Genomic DNA, 17623 nt, shown 5'->3' with positions numbered 1-17623 from the left:
CCGGGACGGCGGGCGGTCAGCGGTCGGCGGCGGGCAGCGTGGCCGCGATGCCGTCGAGCAGCCAGGTGAGGCCGTCGGTGAATCGGCGCTCCGCGGCGTCGGCGTCGAACTCATGGGCCTGGATCGCCGCGTCGATGCCGAAGGCGGCGATGTGCGGATACTCGCCCGTCTCGACCAGCCGGCGCACGTAGCCCTCGGCCGCGCGCAGCCACGACCGGCCGGTGCCGCCCGAGGACGCCGCGTCGGGCTGGTCCGGGGCGTCCAGCGCCGGGGTGCCGTCGAGCGCCGGAAGGCTGGCGATCTCGCGGACGACCTGGCCGACGGTGTACGTGTCGACGGCGGTCAAAATCGCGATCTTGCGGTCCCGGTCGATATCCAGGCCGGAGACGGCCGCGAGGGACTGGTCGAAGTTGCGCAACGCGTTCGGGCTGAGGGAGGCGCGTTTCGCGGCCACCGACAGCATCCACGGGTGACGGCGGGCCCCGTCCCGGATGTGGAGCGCGATGAGGCGCAGCGCGTCCCGCCAGTCCGCCGGGAGATCACCCGGGACCAGGCATTCGCCGATCGCCTCGTTGACCATGAGGTCGATCAGGTCCTGCTTGCGGCCGATATGCGAGTAGAGGCTCATCGGCCGGGCACCGAGCACGCCGGCCACCCGTCGGATCGAGACCGCGTCGATGCCCTCGGCGTCGGCCAGTTCCAACGCGGTGGCGACGATCGCCTCCCGCGTCAGCGCGGCCGGCCGGTCCGTGGGTGCCGGTCGGAACCACAGAGAACCGAGCGCCTCGTCGTCGGGCGCGGTGGAGGGGACGAGCGAGGCGCCGCGGCGCCGGCGCCGGCCAGGCCAGTCCAACAGTGCCCGGGCGTCGTCGCCGGCGATCGGGCCTGGGCCAGCGGTCGCGGCAGGCGGCGTGCGGGGCTTGTCCGCGTGGCCTCGCATCGTCCAAGGATACGGAGCCGGCTTCCCCGTCGTCGGGTTCCCTCGGTCCGCCGGCCTCCCCACGCGGGGCACCGGGGGGCGAGGTTGATACACCGTCTCAGTTGGCGATACGGTGTATCGGCCCGCTCGGCCCGCGTCCGCTTCGCCCGCCGGGTCAGCAGACCACCGGGCGGGCGGAGTTCGCCATCCGGCGACCGCGGCACGGACGGACAGCGGCACGGACGGACACACGAAACCGGCCGAGCGAAGCGCCGCCGGCCCGAGACCCTCCGGCACCATGGCCATGAGTCGACACCGCCCGGCCCGCCGACAGCGACGGCAAAGGCGCCCCGCCCCCACGGAGAGGCCCGATGAGCTCGCCACCACCCTCGACAGGCCCGGCCACCGAAGCAGCCCCGAAGTCCGACAAGCTGGACCCGGCGCTCGTCCGGCTGGCCCTCGTCATCCTGGTCGGCGTCGTCGCGGTTCAGCTTGACGCGACGATCACCTCGGTCGCCATCGACACACTGGGACGCAAGTTCGACGTCGGCGTCTCGACGATCCAGTGGGTCTCGACCGGCTACCTGCTGGCACTGGCGATGGTGATCCCGCTGACCGGCTGGTCGGTGGAGCGGTTCGGCGGCAAACGAATGTGGATCCTGTCGCTGATCCTGTTCCTGGCTGGTTCGGCGCTGTGCGGCGTGGCCTGGTCGGCGAGCAGCCTGATCGGGTTCCGCGTGCTGCAGGGCCTGGGCGGCGGACTGCTGCTGCCGCTGATGCAGACGATCCTCGCCCAGGCCGCGGGGCCGGCCCAGCTGCCCAAGCTGATGGCGACGATCTCCGTTCCGGCGATCCTCACCCCGATCCTCGGCCCGGTCATCGGCGGAGTGATCATCGACAGCATCAGCTGGCGCTGGATCTTCCTGATCAACATCCCGGTCTGCATCATCGCGATCATCCTGGCGATCCGGGTCCTACCGGACACCCGCCAGGACGAACGACATCCTCTCGACCTGCTCGGGCTGGCGCTGCTCTCCCCCGGGCTCGCCGTCGCCGTGTACGGATTCTCCGAGGCCGGCAGCAAGGGCGGCTTCGGGCACTCCCACGTGCTCGTCCCACTGCTCATCGGCCTCGTGCTGCTCGCCCTGTTCGTCGTGCACGCGCTTCGGACCCGGGCCGAGCCGATCATCGACCTGCGCCTGCTGCGCAACCACGCCTTCCTCGGCTCGACCGGGCTGATGTTCCTGTTCGGCATGTCGTTGTACGGCGCCATGTTCCTGACGCCGCTGTTCGAACAGGTCGTCCGCGGCCGGGACGCGACCGGGGCGGGCCTGCTGCTCGCCCCGCAGGGCCTCGGGCTGGGAATCGGGCTGATCCTCGTCGCGCCGCGGGCGAACCGGCTGTCGGCACGCGGGATGGTGGCCGTCGGGCTGATCCTCACCGCGCTGGGCTCGGTGGCCTACACCCAGGCCGGGCACAACCCGAGCGAGTGGCTGCTCGGCGGTTCCCTGGCGGTGCGGGGCATCGGCATGGCGCTGTCGATGATTCCGACGATGACGGCGACCTACCACGGGCTGCGCCACGACCAGATTCCGCGGGCGACGACCACGTCGCGCATCCTGCAGCAGATCGGCGGCTCGATCGGCACGGCCGTTCTCGCGGTCGTGCTCGCCACCCAGATCCGCTCGCATGCCGGCGCCGGCGGCGAGGCGGCGGCGGCCTCCGGCGGCGGGCCGGGAACCCACTGGCTGGCGACCGCCTTCGGCACGACCTTCTGGTTGCCGGTGATCTTCTCCGTGCTCTCGGTGCCGCTGGCGTTCCTGATCCCGAAGCGGCTCGCCGGCTCCGAAGGCGACGGCCAGCCGGCAGCCGGCCCCGACCTCGCGCCCACGCAGCGTCCGTCCGAGGATCCGGCGGTGCCCGCCGTCCTCGCGGACTGAGCCCAGCCCCCTTGATCGCCGTTTCGGCCCTCAGCCGGTCGCGACAGCTGGTCCACGACGACCACTACAGGGCCGAAACGGCGATCAGGAAGCGGCGAAGCCGACCTAGCGCGGCGCCATCCGGATGGCGCCGTCGAGGCGGATGACCTCGCCGTTGAGCATCGGGTTGGCGACGATGTGCTCGACCAAGGCCGCGTACTCGTCCGGGTCGCCCAGCCGGCTGGGGTGCGGGGTCTGCTGGCCGAGGGACTCCTGCGCGGCTTCCGGCAGGCTCGCCAGCAGCGGCGTCTTGAACAGGCCGGGGGCGATGGTGACCACCCGGATCAGCTTGTCCGCCAGATCGCGGGCGATCGGCAGCGTCATGCCGACGATTCCGCCCTTGGAGGCGGCGTAGGCGGCCTGACCGATCTGGCCGTCGAACGCGGCGACCGAAGCCGTGTTGACGATGACACCGCGCTCGTTGCCGGGAAGCGGCTCGTTCCGCACGATCCGCTCCGCGCCCAGGCGCAGCACGTTGAACGACCCGACCAGGTTGACGTTGATCACCTTGGTGAAGGCCTCCAGCGGGTGCACGCCGCCGCGCCCGAGCACCCGGGTCGGCGGACCGATGCCCGCGCAGTTGACCACCACCCGCAGCGCGCCCAGCTCCTCGGCCAGGTCGAGGGCCGCGGTGACCGCGGCGGGGTCAGTGACGTCGGCCGGGGCGAACCGGGCCCGCTCGCCGATCTCGGCAGCGGCCTTATCGCCCGCGCTCGTCGGCAGGTCGAGCAGGACCACGCTCGCGCCGGCCTTGTGCAACCGCCTGGCCGTCGCCAGTCCCAGCCCCGACGCACCGCCGGTGACGACCGCTGTCGCGCCCGCTATCTCCACGTGCCCCGCCTTCCCTGACTCCGGTTGACTCGTGCGTCGCCACGAGCCGCCACTATTCTAATGAGCGCTCACTCACGCACGCTCGAAGCGCCGAGCCAGTCGGCCAGGACCGCGTCGGTGTCGGCGCCCGTCAACGGCGGCGGGGACGGCACGGCCGGCGCGGTCCGGGAGAACCGTGGCGCCGGTGCCGGCTGCTGGACGCCGTCCAACGTCATCAGCGTGCCCCGCGCGGTCAGGTGCGGGTGCGTGGTGGCCTCGGCGAAGGTCAGCACCGGGGTGACGCAGGCATCCGTGCCGTCGAAGACGGTGGCCCACTCGTCCCGGGTCCTCGTCAGGAACGTCGCCGCCAGCCTGGCGCGCAGCGCGGGCCAGCCGGCGCGGTCGTTCTGCCGGGGCAGCGCCGCGTCGTCGGTGAGGCCGAGACCCGCGAGCAGCGCGGCGTAGAACTGCGGCTCGATCGCGCCGACCGCGACGTGGCGGCCGTCGGCGCACACGTAGGTGTCGTAGTAGGGCGCGCCGCCGTCCAGGACGTTGGTGCCGCGTTCGTCGGACCAGAAGCCGGTGGCACGCCAGGCCCACATCATCTGCGCGAGCACACTGGCGCCGTCGACCATCGCCGCGTCCACCACCTGGCCAGCGCCCGAGCGCTCCCGCTCCCACAGCGCCGCGAGGATCCCGGTGAGCAGGAACATCGAGCCGCCACCGAAGTCGCCGACGAGGTTGAGCGGGACGACCGGCTTGCCGTCCCTGGGGCCGATCGCGTGCAGGATGCCGGTGACGGAGATGTAGTTCAGGTCGTGGCCGGCGGTGTGGGCCCACGGGCCGTCCTGGCCCCAGCCGGTCATCCGGGCGTAGACCAGTCGCGGATTGCGGTCCAGGCACACGTCTGGCCCGACGCCGAGCCGTTCGGCCACCCCGGGGCGGTAGCCCTCGATCAGCACGTCGGCGCGCTCGACCAGCGCGAGCAGCCGCTCCTTGCCTGCGGCGTCCTTCAGGTCGAGGGCCACCGAGCGCCGGCCGCGCATGAGATGGTCACCGGTGGCCGGGGCGCCGGGGATCGCGCCACCGGTCGCCGGCCGCTCCACCCGGACCACGTCGGCGCCGAGGTCGGCGAGCACCATCGCGGCGTGGGGGCCCGGCCCGATCCCGGCGAGCTCGACCACCCGCAGCCCCGCGAGCGGACCCGTCCTCTGTGCGGCGGCAGGCGCCATCGACCGTCACTCCCTCTCCACGCAGCGGTCGCGGCACCCCCGGTGGCGACCTGGCTCCGCCCCGCATCGGCCGCGCGCCGGGATCGGGTTCACAACAACCCGTTTCACCGGCCGCTCCTCGGTCTACCCGGCCGCCAGCATCCGCGTCCACTGATCGACGGACCGGCCGGAGTTTCAGTCGTACAGCTCGCCGCTGGCGGCGCGGTCGACGAGGGACGGCGGCGGCGCGAACCGGTCGCCGTGCCGGGCCGCGAGGTCACGGGCGCGGGCGACGAAGCCGGCCGGCCCGCCGGCAAAGCCGTTGACGTACCCGAGCACGCCCCCGGTCCAGGCCGGGAACCCGGCGCCGGTGAGCGAGCCGATGTTGGTCTCCGCCACCGTGCGCACCGTCCCGTCCGCCAGCGCGCGGACGCCGGCCAGCGCGACCGCGACCAGCAGCCGCTCGACCAGTTCGTCGAACGCGAGCTCAGCCGGGTCGAGCGTGCCGCCGAACCGGTCACGCAGTCCTGGCCACAGGCCGGGCGGGCGCCCATCGGCGTAGTCGTAGAAACCGGCGCCGCCCGCCCGCCCCGGCCGGCCGAGCTCGATCATCTGGTCGAGCACGGCCGCGGCGGCGGACGCGTCGTCGCCGAGCGCGCCCCGCACCGCTGGCCCGGTCAGCTCGTCGAGCAGCCGCAGCGGGGAGGACGGGAAGCCGGCCTGCGTGCCGGCCTGCTCGATCGACGCGGCGGGCACCCCGGCGCCGACCATCGCGGCGCCCTCGGCGACGAACGCCCCGAGCAGCCGGCCGACGAACGACCCGCCGCCGACGCCCGCCCCGGCCGTGGCGCCGGGGGCGGCCTCATGGACGACGATCGGGGTCTTGCGCAGCTGGGTGACCAGGTCGATCGCCCGCGCCAGCGCGGCATCTCCGGTCCCGTCGCCGACGACGATCTCGACGAGCGAGGTCCGGTCGGCCGGGCCGGCCAGCCGCAGGCCCACGACGTCGACCAGATCGCCGGGCTCCGACGTCGCGGCGGCCGGGGGCTGATCCGCCAGCGGCGCGGCCGAGGCCACGCACAGCAGCGCCCCTGGCACGGCGTCGCGGGCCGCGGCCAGCTCGACGGTTCCGGCGGGCGCGGCGGGGTCGGTCGCCTCGATGACGACGTCTACGCCGGCCAGCGCCGCCTGGTCCGCGGTGGCCGTGATCCGGGCGAGCAGTGCCTTCCCGACCGGCGGTCGGGTGCTGCCCCGGCGCACGGCGTCGGCGACGAGCCGCTCGGCGTAGCCCTTACCGAGCCCGGCGGCCTCGGCCGACGCGCCGGTGAGGACGACGTCCACGCCCGCCTTGGCGAGCGCGTACGCGAGCGAGGCCCCGGTCGGCCCGGCGCCGAGGACCGCGGCCCTCGTCACGGCGACCGGTGCCTGCCCCGCCGGGCGCACGGCCGTCCCGATCCGCCCGAGGTCGAAGTAGAATGCCTTGATCATGTTCGTCGCCACCGGGCCGGTGACCAGCTCGGCGTAGTACCGCGACTCGATGACCGACGCCGTCGCGAGGTCGACCTGGGCGCCCTCGACGGCGGCGGCCAGGATCGCCGGTCCCGCCGGCGCGCCCTCCGCCGCGGCCTGGCGGCGCAGCCCGGCCGGCAGCGCCGGCCGCGCGGCGGCCAGCGCCGGCCCGCCACCGGGAATCTGGTAGCCCGGCACGTCCCAGCGGGCCGTCGCGTCCAGGTTCGCCTGGATCCACGCCCGCGCCGCGGGCAGCAGCTCGTCCACGGAGCCGACCAGCTCGTCGACCAGCCCGAGGGCGCGGGCCTGCGCCGGGCTGTACCGCTGGCCCGCGAGCAGCACGTTGACCAGGGCGCTGCGCACCCCGAGCAGCCGCACCGACCGCACGATCCCGCCGCCCGACGGCGCGAGCCCGAGCGTGACCTCGGGCAGGCCGAGCTGGGAGCCGGGCACGTCCGCCGCGATCCGGTGGTGGCAGGCGAGCGCGATCTCCAGCCCGCCACCGAGCGCGGCTCCCCCGATCGCCGCGACCACCGGGCGCCCGAGCGTCTCCAGCCGGCGCAGCTGGTCCTTCACGGCGGCGGCCGTCTCGAAGGCGGCGAGCCGGTCCGCCGGGCCGAGCCTGACCAGCTCCCGCAGGTCGGCTCCCGTGACGAACGTCTTCTTCGCCGACGTGACGACAACCCCGGTGATCGTGTCCCGGGCCCGTTCCAGGCGGTCCACGACGACCCCCAGTGACGCGCGGAACGCCGCGTTCGTGGTGTTCGCCGCGTGGTCCGGGTCGTCGACGGTGAGCACGACGATCCCGTCGGCGTCCCGCTCCCAGCCGATCACACCGATCCGGTCGCTGTCGGGCGCGGACCCGGCCGGCTCGGACCCTTCCATCGGCGGCAGGACCGTCGGCCGCACGGGGGCTGACGTCGGCTCGGGCATCGTCTCGTCTCCGGATCGCGAGGGGCTGGGTCTGCGATGTGCTGGGTCGGCGAGGGGCTGGGTCGGCGAGGGGCTGGGTCCGCGGGGACCGCGTGGGCCGCGGTCAGATCCGTTCGAGCAGCGTCGCCACGCCCATCCCCGCCGCCGCCGACAGCGCGACGACGGCCCGGCGGGCGCCGCGGCGGGACAGCTCGGCGACGGCGGTGGCGACCAGCATCGCGCCGATCGCGCCCAGCGGGTGGCCCAGCGCGATCCCGCCGCCGTTGACGTTGAGACGCTCGTCCGGGACGTCGAGGTCCCGCTGGTAGGCGAGGGCCACGGCCGCGTAGGACTCGTCGATCTCGAAGAGGTCGACGTCGGCGACGCGCAGCCCCGCCCGGGTGAGCAGCTTGCGGGTCGCGGCCCCGGCGCCGGTGAGCGCGAGCGTCGGCTCCGCCCCCGCCGACGCGGTCGCCACGACCCGGGCCAGCGGTCGCAGCCCCAGCTCGGCGCCGACCTGGGCGTCGCCGATCAGGACGAGCGCGGCCCCGTCGGCGGCGCCGGCCGCGTTCCCGGCCGTGTGGACGTGCTCGACCCGCTCCAGCCAGTGATAGCGCCGCAGCGCGACGGCGTCGAAACCGGCCTGCTCGCCGGCCTGGGTGAACGCGGGCGCGAGCCGGGCGAGGAAGTCGGCGACGGCGTCGAGCCGCTCGGGCGCCACCTTGTCGCCGGGCCCGATGGGGCCGACCCGTTCGTCGTGGTCCAGGACCGGCAGGCCGTGGTCGCGTACCGGCACGACGGCCTGGTCGAAGCGGCCGTCGGCCCACGCCTCGGTCGCGCGCTGCCGCGAGCGGGCGGCGTAGGCGTCGAGCTCCGCGCGGCCCAGGCCGGTGACGGTCGCCAGCAGATCGGCGGCGACGCCGGGAGGTACGTAGTGGGTCAGGTAGTTCGTCGCCGGGTCGTTCGCCCACGGCCCGCCGTCGACGCCGGCCGGCAGCCGGGACATCGACTCGACCCCGCCGGCGAGCAGCAGCGCGTCGTCGCCGGCCCGGACCCGGGCGGCGGCCAGGTTGACGGCCTCCAGGCCGGAGGCGCCGATCCGGTTGACCACCAGGCCGCCGACATCGTCCGGCAGCCCGGCGACGAGGGCGGCGGCGCGGGCGAGGTCGCCGCCCTGGTCCCCGACAGGCGTGGCGACGCCGAGGACGAGGTCAGCCAGCCGGCCGACGTCCAGCTTCGGGTTGCGCTCGCGGATCTCGCCGACCAGCCCCGCGACCAGGGAGACCGGCTTGACGCCGTACAGCGCCCCGCCGGACCGGCCGCGCCCGCAGGGCGTACGGACCGCGTCGTAGACGACCGCCTCGGCGGCACCGGTCGTGGACATGCCCGCGACGGTACCGCCCCGTCGACATACCCCGTCCGCCTGTGTCACCTGAGGCCAACAACGGGCCCGGTCACCTGAGGCCAACAACGGGCCGGATCTACACGGACGCGCCGATCGCCACGTCCTCGAGGAACGCGATCGTGTGGGCCGCGGCGGCACGCCAGCTCGGGTCGGACAGCACCTGGTGGCCACCGGGGACGGTCACCAGGTGCGCGCGCGGCGCGGTGCGGGTCGTCATCCGCACGACGGGCAGCGGGCTGACCTCGTCGTCGACGCCGTGCACGAGCAGGATCGGCAGGTCGGGCAGCGCCCGCGGCGGCGGCTCGGTCGGGACCTCGCCGGCGACGGGACGGTAGAGCAGCGGCAGGCCCAGCAGCACGAGGGCGTCGGTACGCAGGGCCGGCGAGCCGGACGCGGTGAGCGCCCGCAGCGCGCCGGTGTCCGAGCCAACCAGCGCGAACGGCCGGCCCGGGACCCGGCACTCGCCGAGCGCCAGCGTGCTGTCCTCGCCGGGCCCGAGGTAGGTCACCTCGTAGCCGTCGAGCGAGAGTCGGAAGGCGAGCTGCTCGAACAGCTCGGCCGACTCGCCGCGACCGGGCAGCACGACGACGGAGCCGCGCGGCTGGCCGGTCGGCTCGGCGCTGCGCCAGAGCCGGGCGTGCCGGTCGCGGGACTCGGCGGGCCCGGCCGGCGCCGGCACGAACGCCGGTTCCTGTGCCGACCGGGCGCTCGGCACGGCCGGGATGAGCGTTGGGGTCATCGAACACTCCTGGTTTCTGGTAGACCCGCGGCAGTGGCGGCCCGTGCCGGTCGCCGCGGCGTTCCCGGGCAGCGGCCCCGTCCGAACCGCTAGGACGAGAACGCGGCACGTGCACGCCGAAGTGGCCAGACACACAGTGCGACGCGCGACAGTACCGCGACCACTGGGAGCCGACGGCACGGGGGGCACGCCTTGACGGTGCGCCGGGGAAGCCTGGCCGCCGACACGACCGGGTGGCGGCGGGGCGAACTCCTGGCGAAGAGAGACTGCCCTGCGCCCGCGGGCCTCAGGCCCGGCTCGGGCGCCGGAACGCGCCGAGCCGATGAGGCCGCGCTCAGCGCACGCTGTTCAGAAGCTCCGACAGGTCACAGAAGGTGGACAGGACCGCGACGGCGCGACGGCGGACGGCGCGCGGCCGAGCGGCGGTCGGACGGTGGCGGAGGGCATGCCACAATGTTCACTAGATCAGTGAAGAAAGTCAATCGCCCTGGCCGAGACGGAGACCTCGGCGACACGGAGACGAAATATCGAGGAAATCTGAACGCGGGACGGCGATCCCTGGACGGAACCAGCGGCACGCCTGGTGCCCGCGCTCAGTCGAGGGCACCTCGGGCGACGGCGGCGCCATAGCGGTGGGCGCCGCTCGAGTACACGCCACAGCTGCCGCCGGTCCCGACGAGATTCGGGCAGAAGTGCACGCCGTCGGGGGCGCGGACGGTGATCTGGCCGTCCGGCCCGCACGGCTCCCCCGGGTCACACGGCAGGGACGGGACGAACCGGCCAGCGGCGGTCACCGCGAGATCGGCCCGCACCACCCGGGTGTTCGGCGTCTCGCGCGCGATCGTGGCCCACAGCCGGCCGAGCTCGGTACGCCCCGAGGCGTCGACCGGGTCGGCCTTGCGCGCCGGCTCCTCGACCAGCCGGACCTGGACGCCCGCGGACACCAGTTGGTCGACCATCGTGGTCACGTCCTGCCGGTAGCCGGTGAGCAGGTCGCGTCCGGTCATGCAGGCCGGCAGGTTCCCGGAGAACGCGAGCACGGCGACCGTCGGCCGGAAGTCGCGGATCTGGCCCGGCACGTCGTCGACCCAGTTGCAGGGGGCGGTGCCGCTCCAGGCACGCAGCTCGATCGCGTGCGCGCCCGCGTCCAGCGCCGCCTGCTTGAAGGGCTCCTGCGACTCGACGATCAGCGAGTCCCCGTACACGAGGAGCCGCGGGTCCGCGGGCAGGTAGCCGCGCAGCACGATCGCGGACCCGAGCACCGCGACGATCACCGCCAGGATGGCGACGGCCCGGCGTGACCAGCGGGTCGGCTCGCCACGCTGGCGGGCCCGACGCCCCGACAGCCCGCCCAGCAGCGCGAGCAGGTCGATCCCGGTCCAGCCCAGGTGGGTCGATGGGCGGGTGTCCGCCTGGCCCGGTTTACCGCCGGGGCCTGCATCACCGGGCTCACCAGGACCGTCCGGGTGGTCCGTCTGGCCGGCGCGGTCGACAGCCGGCGGCCGGTCGGAGCGAGGCGATCGCTCGTACTGCGCGGCGGGCATGGCGCTCCTCGTACCGAAAGGGTGGCTTCCTCCCTTATGAACGCACCCGCCATGCAATCGGTTGAAACCGGTACGTGTCCTTTTGATGATACTTCGCGGCCAGAGTGCGGCTTCAGGTGATCAGGTGATCACAACGCGATCACACCGGCGGCGCTTCAGCCGGTCGTCTCGAAGTAGAGAGCCTCGGCGAGCTCGCGGGCCGCCCGGGCATAGCGGACGACGAGCCTCGACGGGCTCGCCTCCAGCTCACGCCAACGCCGCACCCAGGCGCCGGCCGCCTCGGCGATCTGCGCGGGCGCGGCGCCGTCAGGCAGCCCGAGGCGAGCGGCCGTCGTCGGCCCGGTGGCGAACGCGACCAGCGCGGTCGCGGTGGCGTCGTCGACGCGAAGCCGGCCGGCGGCGAGCTCGCGCAGGGCGCCGGCGAGCTCCGCCTGCCGCAGCACGGGGTCGCGGCGGAGCCGGTCGATCTCCGAGCGCAGGCCGGCGAGTACGAGCCGGGCGTCGGCGTCGTCGCCGAGCCAGCTGGCCTTCTCGAGGTCCCCGAGCGCGCGGGTCGCCCGCAGCCGATCGGCACCCACGATGAAACGGCGCTCGACCTGCGCCCGCAGCTCGACGACGCCGGAACGCTCCTCGAGCGCGGCGAGCAGCCGGGGCGTCCCCGCGACGCCCTCGGCGATCAGCGTGGCGCAGGTCCGCAGACCGTAGGTGCCGAGCAGCCGCAGCAGCCGGACCCTGTCGTCGGCCCGCAGCGGGCCGGTGTCCCAGTCGAGGAAGTCCGCGTGCGAGTACAGCGCGTCTTCGAGATCGTCGGCGGTCGCGGCGGCGAGCTGGTGCAGCAGCCTGGTGTCCGCCTCGGTGAACTCGTCGCCGCCCGCGGTCTGCGCGAGCAGGCCGATCACCGGCACGACGTCGCCGACCAGGCCGCGCAGGTCGGCGGCGTACCGACCGGCGACCCGCCGGGCCTGCTCCCATACGTCGTCGCGACCGTCGCCGAGCTGGTCGACCCTGCTGAGCACGCCGAGCACGTTGGCCGCGGTGAGGTTCGCGCCGAGGGCTGTGCCACGCAGGCCCTCGATCGCCTCGGCGTCGCGCTCCCCCGGGTGCGGAGTGACGTAGAGGAGCGCGTCCGCGTCCGCGAGGGCGGCTAGGGAGCCCTCGTCGAGGCCGGTCAGCGAGTCCAGGCCCGGGGTGTCGATCAGGATGTGCCGGGCGGCGAGCGCCTGGTTGGCGACCTCGACCGTCACCGTCCGGATCTGCTCGCGAGGCAGCCTCAGGTCGGCGGGAGCTCCGCCGCCCCGGGCCGGCGGCAGCATGAACGGCTCCCCGGTGTGCGGGGTCACCACGATCCGGTTCTGGTGGTGGTGACGAAACCAGGTGACGACCATCGTGCACTCGGTCGCGTCCGTCGCCGCGAGCCGCTGGCCCAGCAGCGCGTTGACCAGCGTCGACTTTCCCGCGTTGACCCGGCCACCGACCGCGAGCCGCAGCGTGCGTTCCCGCAGCCGCTCGGAGACCGCCGCCACCGCGTCACGCGCCGGGCCCGGCGCGAGCCGCTCCGTCGCCTCCGCGCACAGGACGAGGGTCTGGTCGCACAACGGCGTTCGCATCGGTTCCTCAGTGACGTCTGGAGTACGCAGGGACGGTTGGAGTACGCAGGGACGGTTCGGAATACGCCCGGCCAGGACGGTCCCGGCCGGGGTCGGTCAGGCGACGAGCCGGGCGGCGAGTGCCTGCCGGCCGCGGTGCAGCTGCGACTTGACCGTGTCCACCGGGATGCCGCGTTCACGCGCGATCTCCAGGTAGCTCAGCCCACACACGTCGCGCAGCAGCAACGTGGCCCGAAACGGCGCCGCCAGCGTGGCGACCGCCGCGTCGAAGGCGAGCCGGTCGGCGATCCGGTCGGCGAGCGCCGGTTCGGCCGCCACCGCCTCGACCGGAAGCTCGGCGACCGGCGCCGGCCGCCGCGAGCGGCGGCGGACCTCGTCGAGAGCCGCGTTCGTCGCCACGCGGTGCAGCCAGGTCGAGAGCCGCGACCGCCCCTCGAATGCCGGCAGGCTGGTCCAGGCCGCCACGAGCGCGTTCTGCAACGCGTCGTCGGCGTCCTGGTCGTCGCCGGTGATCCGCCGGCACACGGCCCACAACTGGCGCTGGTGCGGCCCGACGAGCCGGTCGAACGCGCCCCGGTCGCCCGCCGCCGCCTGCGCCACCAGCGCGTCGTCCGGCGGGCCCGACCGGGCCGACGCCAGATCAGCCCGTGCCACAGCGGGGGCCGCGAGGGCCCCGTCAAGGCAGTCGTCGTCCGGCCCACATACGTGCGTCATGCATTCCCCCCGGGAGGCCTGCCCCGACTGCCCGACCGGCCGGGCGGAACCGGAGCGTCAGCTCCGGGCCCGCCACAAACCAGTAGAAGCAGAGGCCTTGCTCGCATTGTGCACGAGACTTCCGGCGGAAAGTCCTCTAGATCCGACTTTCCTGCGACATCTGCGCGTGCATTGCCGCGCCAGTGAGGAACGGCAGTGAACCGGCGAGATTGGCGCCGCGAGCCAGCGGACCGAGACGGGGTGGATGGGACCGGAGTGCTCCCCGTGGGCCAGACGCCTTCTTAGAACGGGTCGGTCGCGGCCGAGATCTCGTTGTCGGTGGCGATCGACTGGTTGTACTGGGCGATGCTGGTCTCGACCTGGGTCTGGTGGATATCCCCCTCGATCAGCGGGGCGATCCGGGCGGCACCCGCCGGGTTGTGCATGATCGCCTCATTCATGCGCAGCTGGTTCAGCACACTCGGCGAGATCGAGCCGGGGGCGATGCCGGAGTCGGCGAACGCCTGGTCAATGCCGTAGCCGCCCGCCGCCGCGGGGTCCTGGCCGGTCTGGTGCTCCGCGCCGTCGACGAGGCCCTGCGCGACGTGCATCTGCCCGTTGATCTGGTTCATCAGTGCGGCGGTGTCCCCACTCACCCGCAGGACCGACGGGTCGGGCAGGAAGCCGTCACCGAGGCCGCCGGCCGCGACCGGGTCGGCCGGGGGCAGGCCCGCGTCGATCTGGTGCTCAAGGGCCGCGACCTGGTGGCTGAGAAGGTCGGTCTGATCCAGCATCGGCCCGACCGGGCCGAGGTTGCCCATCGACGAGTAGCCGGCGGTCGCGTCGAAGGCCGGCGTGTATCCGCCCGCCGCCGCGCCGCCGCCCACCGCGCTCCCGTAGCCGGACGGGTCGCCATAGCCGGATGGGTCGGCCTGCGCCACCGTGTCCGGGCTGGCGACGGAACCCTCGTCTGTGGAGCCGGCGACGGAACCCGCGTCGGAGGAACCGCCGACCAGCACCTGCGTAGATCCGTCGGCGGAGAGGCCGGTGATGAAGTCGTCGCCTGAGGGGTCGTAGATGTTGACCTGGCCGTCCGCCCCGGTCGTCACCACGTCGTCGCCGGAATGGTCCAGGACGTGGATCTCGGCGTAGGTGCCGGACGGGTCGGGGGTGGAGTACTCCTGGCCGCCGCCGTACCCGGCTGGCGAACCCCAGGAATCGCTTCCCCCGGAATGGTCGAGCGCCGTCGACGGGTCATACCCCTGATGGTCGTAGGCCGACGTGTCGTCGAAGTGCTGGCCGTAGTCACCCTCGTGGCTGTGGACTTCCATTGCGCTTACCCCCGTTACTGCTCGCCGTCGAGCGCGGTCCGCAGAGCCCCGGACTGCCGGCGAAGATTCTCGATCAGATTCAGGTTATTGGTGACGGCGGTGCGGCGCGGCGCGTTCTGCTCATCCGCGCGACGAAGGGTCCGGTTGTGCTCGGCTATCTCCTCCTCCAGCTGGCTGATCGCGATCGTCAGTGCGTCGGTGACGTGGTCGCGCAGTGTCGCCATGGCCGAGCGCAGCGACTGCTGCACGACGGGCGGCAGCTCCGTTCTCAGCCGGTCCGAGACCGTTGAGACATAACGGCGGGCGTCCGCGCGAGCCTTCATCGTCTCTTCGTTGCCGATCCGCCGGCGGCCGACGGCGAGAACGACGGCAACCCCGGCGATGACCGGGGCCACCGGCCCGAGGGCGAGCGACGCGCCGCTGAGCAGCGTGAAGGTCAGCGTGCCCAGACCGACGCTCGGCACGATCCGGTCGAACGTCTCGCCGAGGCCGCGGCGTTCCGGACCCGAACGGGCGACCGTCGGCAACGTCTTGAGCCGGTCCGGCAGCGCGAGGCCGAGCGAGAGCTCCGGCATGCCCGCGGCCTCGAACCGCTGGCCCAGCTCGCCGGAGATCTCGGCGAGGCCCCGCTCGACGAGGCGCTGCATGGTCATCCAGATGGCGCCCACCGAGCCGGCCAGGTCCTGGGGTAGCTGCGCCAGGTATTCGGCTCCCGCGGCGACGATCCGCTGGTCCGCCTCGGCCTGCAGATCGGCGATCAGCCTGCTCAGCTCGAGCCGGGCCACGTTGTCCAGGCCCTGGAAGCGTTCGGCCAGGTGGGCCCGCCACCAGGCGGTCTCCTCGCGGGCCGCGGTCAGCCGGGCGCGCCGGTCGTTGATCTCGGCGAGCAGCGCGGGGTCGTGCGCGAGCGAGCGCAGCCGGGTGCGCTGCCCGGCCTCCAGCCTGTCCAGCACCTGACCGGTGGCGTGCAGGGTGTTGCGCATCCGGATCCGGTCGGCCCGCTCGGCGACCGTGTCGGTGAGCGCGGCCATCAGCGGGACGAACCCGCTGCGCTCGGTCAGCGTCGCGGCCCGGTCGGCCCGGCCGCGCTCGGCGAACCGATCCGCGTCGAGCTTGAAACGGCTGCTCACGGGAAACCACGGCGCGTCGGCGAGTGCCGGCGCGTGGTCGCGGATCAGCTCCTGGTTGCGGGCGAGCACGTCCCGCCAGTCCGGGTACTTGTCGATCTGGGCGAGCACGAACAGCACCTCGCTGGTCCGCTCGCGCAGCTGGCGCAGGAAGCCGTGCTCCGAGGCTGTCAGCTCGCTCTGCCCGCTGACCACGAACAGCAGCGCGTCCGCGGCGCTGGCGGCCGCGGCCGCGGCCCGGGCGTGGCCGGCCACCAGGCCGCCGACCCCTGGCGTGTCCACCAGCCGAAGGCCATGGCGCAGCAGCGGGTCGGGCAGCCCGATGTCCACGTGCAGCACGTTGTCCCTGGTCGCCAGACCCGCCCGCTCCGGATCGTTCGAGCGGGCCGGGTCGACGGCCGCGTACTCGGCGAGGTCTGCGAGGTCGATCGGGACGACCTCCGTACGCACCGCCGGCGCGTCCCCTGGGCCGCCCGGTGCCCCCGCCGACGACGGGGAACCCGAGGCTCCCACCGGCACGGCGACCGTCGCGCGGGCGATGTCCTGCTCCGCGTAGCCGACCGTGAGGTGGACGTTCGTCGCCACGTCGACGTCCACCGGCAGCAGGCCCTCCCGGCCAAGCAGCGCGTTGAGCAACGAGCTCTTGCCGCGCTTCTTCTCGCCCACGACGACGACCGTGGCCGCGCCGGCCCGCAGCCGCTGGGTCGACAGGGTCAGCAGGCTCGCCCCGCTCTGGTCCCCGACCGACACCGCGATCGCCGCGGTGTCGGTCGCGGCGCGCGCCACCCTCGCGGTGAGCAGGCCCGCGTCGACCGGGGCGGCGCCAGCCGCGGGCGGGCTCGGAGCGGTCACTATCGCGGCACCTGGTCGGCTCGGAAGACGACCACCGCCGGACGGCGCAGCACCTTGCCGTGATCGGTGAACCCGGTGAACTCGGTGCTCGCGACCGTCATGTGCCGCCCTGGGTCGGCCGTCGGCTCGCTGCCGGTGGCCTCCTGCAGGTTGGGGTCGAACGGGTCGCCCTCGCTCGGGGCGACGACCTCGACGCCGACGTCGGCCAGCTCGGCGTTCAGCCGCCGCCACAGGCCGCGGTCGGTGTCCTGCAGCCGGTCGGAGACGTCAATGCAGGCGCGGACCAGCCGGTCACGCTCCTGCGCGGCCCGGGCCACCGCCGGGTCGACGCGTGTCGGGGCCCCGGTGGCCGGCCCACGGCCGCCGACCGGCGCCATCGGGCGGGTCTGTGCCCAGGCCGCCTCGCCGCCGGCACCGGCGATCTCCCCGTAGTCGACGTCCGACCAGCCGGACTGGCCGGACGGAACCCGCGCGGCTACCGGCGCGGGCACGTCGTCCTGCCTCCCGCCGCCCACGAGCCGGGCCACCCCATAGCCGCCGGCCGCGCCGAGTATCAGCCCGAGCAGGATCCACAGCCCGGTGTGGCCGCCGCCCTTGCCGTCCGGATCGACTACCGCGGGCGAGCTTGTCTCCACGGAGGTCGTCGGGGTCGCAGGGGTCGCAGGCGTCGTCGGGGTGGTCGGAGTCGTCGGAGTCGCAGGGGTCGTCGTGTCGTTCCGCGAGTCGGTCCCGGTCCCGGTCGCGCCAACCGTGTCCTGCGCGCCGCCCCCGGTGAGAACACTGGTCGTTCCCGGGCCGTGCAAAATCACGCCAGGTCCGCCAGCTGGCGTCGTAGATGCGGGCGGATCGGCGGCAGCGGGGCCGGCGAACGCGGCCAGGCCGAGTGTCGCGAGCAGCAGCGCGCCAGCGGTTCCCACGGCGACGCGCACTCGCCGCGACCGGCCTCCGGCGCCGGCTCGGCCGGCTCGGAGCGGCGTCCGGTTCA

The 17623-nt window shown here is 74.2% G+C and carries 13 protein-coding genes; 1 reads left to right on the top strand and 12 read right to left on the bottom strand.

Going from position 1 to position 17623, the window contains the following annotated elements:
- Nucleotides 1–16: 16 nt before the first annotated feature.
- Nucleotides 17–940, bottom strand: a complete 924-nt coding sequence (locus I6A60_RS06955; protein ID WP_203016579.1) for a TetR/AcrR family transcriptional regulator C-terminal domain-containing protein — start codon at nucleotides 938–940, stop codon at nucleotides 17–19.
- 350 nt (nucleotides 941–1290) lie between these two features.
- Between I6A60_RS06955 and I6A60_RS06950 the strand changes: the two genes are divergently transcribed.
- Nucleotides 1291–2859: an MDR family MFS transporter gene (locus I6A60_RS06950; protein WP_203016577.1), complete on the top strand. Its 1569-nt coding sequence runs from the start codon at nucleotides 1291–1293 to the stop codon at nucleotides 2857–2859.
- A 105-nt stretch (nucleotides 2860–2964) separates the two neighbouring features.
- On the opposite strand, the gene I6A60_RS06945 is transcribed toward I6A60_RS06950, so the two are convergent.
- The 11 genes from I6A60_RS06945 to I6A60_RS43370 form a co-directional block, all read right to left on the bottom strand.
- Nucleotides 2965–3729 carry a 3-hydroxyacyl-CoA dehydrogenase gene (locus I6A60_RS06945; RefSeq protein WP_203016575.1) on the bottom strand — a complete coding sequence of 255 codons (765 nt, stop codon included), beginning with the start codon at nucleotides 3727–3729 and terminating at the stop codon, nucleotides 2965–2967.
- A gap of 68 nt (nucleotides 3730–3797) precedes the next feature.
- Entirely contained in the window at nucleotides 3798–4940 is a 1143-nt protein-coding gene (locus tag I6A60_RS06940) for a CaiB/BaiF CoA-transferase family protein (RefSeq protein WP_203016573.1), read from the bottom strand.
- 174 nt (nucleotides 4941–5114) lie between these two features.
- Complete coding sequence (locus I6A60_RS06935; RefSeq protein ID WP_238434916.1) at nucleotides 5115–7361, bottom strand: enoyl-CoA hydratase-related protein; 2247 nt, start codon at nucleotides 7359–7361, stop codon at nucleotides 5115–5117.
- 103 nt (nucleotides 7362–7464) lie between these two features.
- Nucleotides 7465–8724 carry an acetyl-CoA C-acyltransferase gene (locus I6A60_RS06930; protein WP_203016571.1) on the bottom strand — a complete coding sequence of 420 codons (1260 nt, stop codon included), beginning with the start codon at nucleotides 8722–8724 and terminating at the stop codon, nucleotides 7465–7467.
- A 97-nt stretch (nucleotides 8725–8821) separates the two neighbouring features.
- Nucleotides 8822–9484, bottom strand: a complete 663-nt coding sequence (locus tag I6A60_RS06925) for an alpha/beta hydrolase (protein ID WP_203016569.1) — start codon at nucleotides 9482–9484, stop codon at nucleotides 8822–8824.
- Between the two features lie 593 nt (nucleotides 9485–10077).
- Entirely contained in the window at nucleotides 10078–11028 is a 951-nt protein-coding gene (locus I6A60_RS06920; RefSeq protein ID WP_203016561.1) for a hypothetical protein, read from the bottom strand.
- A 155-nt stretch (nucleotides 11029–11183) separates the two neighbouring features.
- Nucleotides 11184–12635, bottom strand: coding sequence for a dynamin family protein (locus I6A60_RS06915; protein ID WP_203016559.1), 1452 nt, complete (start codon nucleotides 12633–12635; stop codon nucleotides 11184–11186).
- Nucleotides 12636–12731: 96 nt separating this feature from the next.
- Entirely contained in the window at nucleotides 12732–13349 is a 618-nt protein-coding gene (locus I6A60_RS06910) for an RNA polymerase sigma factor (RefSeq protein WP_203016543.1), read from the bottom strand.
- Nucleotides 13350–13630: 281 nt separating this feature from the next.
- Nucleotides 13631–14659: a hypothetical protein gene (locus I6A60_RS06905; RefSeq protein ID WP_203016541.1), complete on the bottom strand. Its 1029-nt coding sequence runs from the start codon at nucleotides 14657–14659 to the stop codon at nucleotides 13631–13633.
- Between the two features lie 14 nt (nucleotides 14660–14673).
- Nucleotides 14674–16638 carry a dynamin family protein gene (locus I6A60_RS06900; protein WP_203016539.1) on the bottom strand — a complete coding sequence of 655 codons (1965 nt, stop codon included), beginning with the start codon at nucleotides 16636–16638 and terminating at the stop codon, nucleotides 14674–14676.
- A complete protein-coding gene (locus tag I6A60_RS43370; RefSeq protein WP_203042284.1) occupies nucleotides 16638–17555 on the bottom strand; it encodes a nucleotide exchange factor GrpE in 918 nt (305 codons plus the stop codon). Before I6A60_RS43370 ends, I6A60_RS06900 begins: the two co-directional genes overlap by 1 nt.
- Nucleotides 17556–17623: the final 68 nt, after the last annotated feature.

Origin of the sequence: Frankia sp. AgB1.9, from assembly GCF_016786355.1 — a bacterium.
Lineage (GTDB): Bacteria > Actinomycetota > Actinomycetes > Frankiales > Frankiaceae > Pseudofrankia.
The sequence above is the reverse complement of the archived record's forward strand: the minus strand, read 5'-3'. Positions and strand labels throughout refer to the sequence as shown.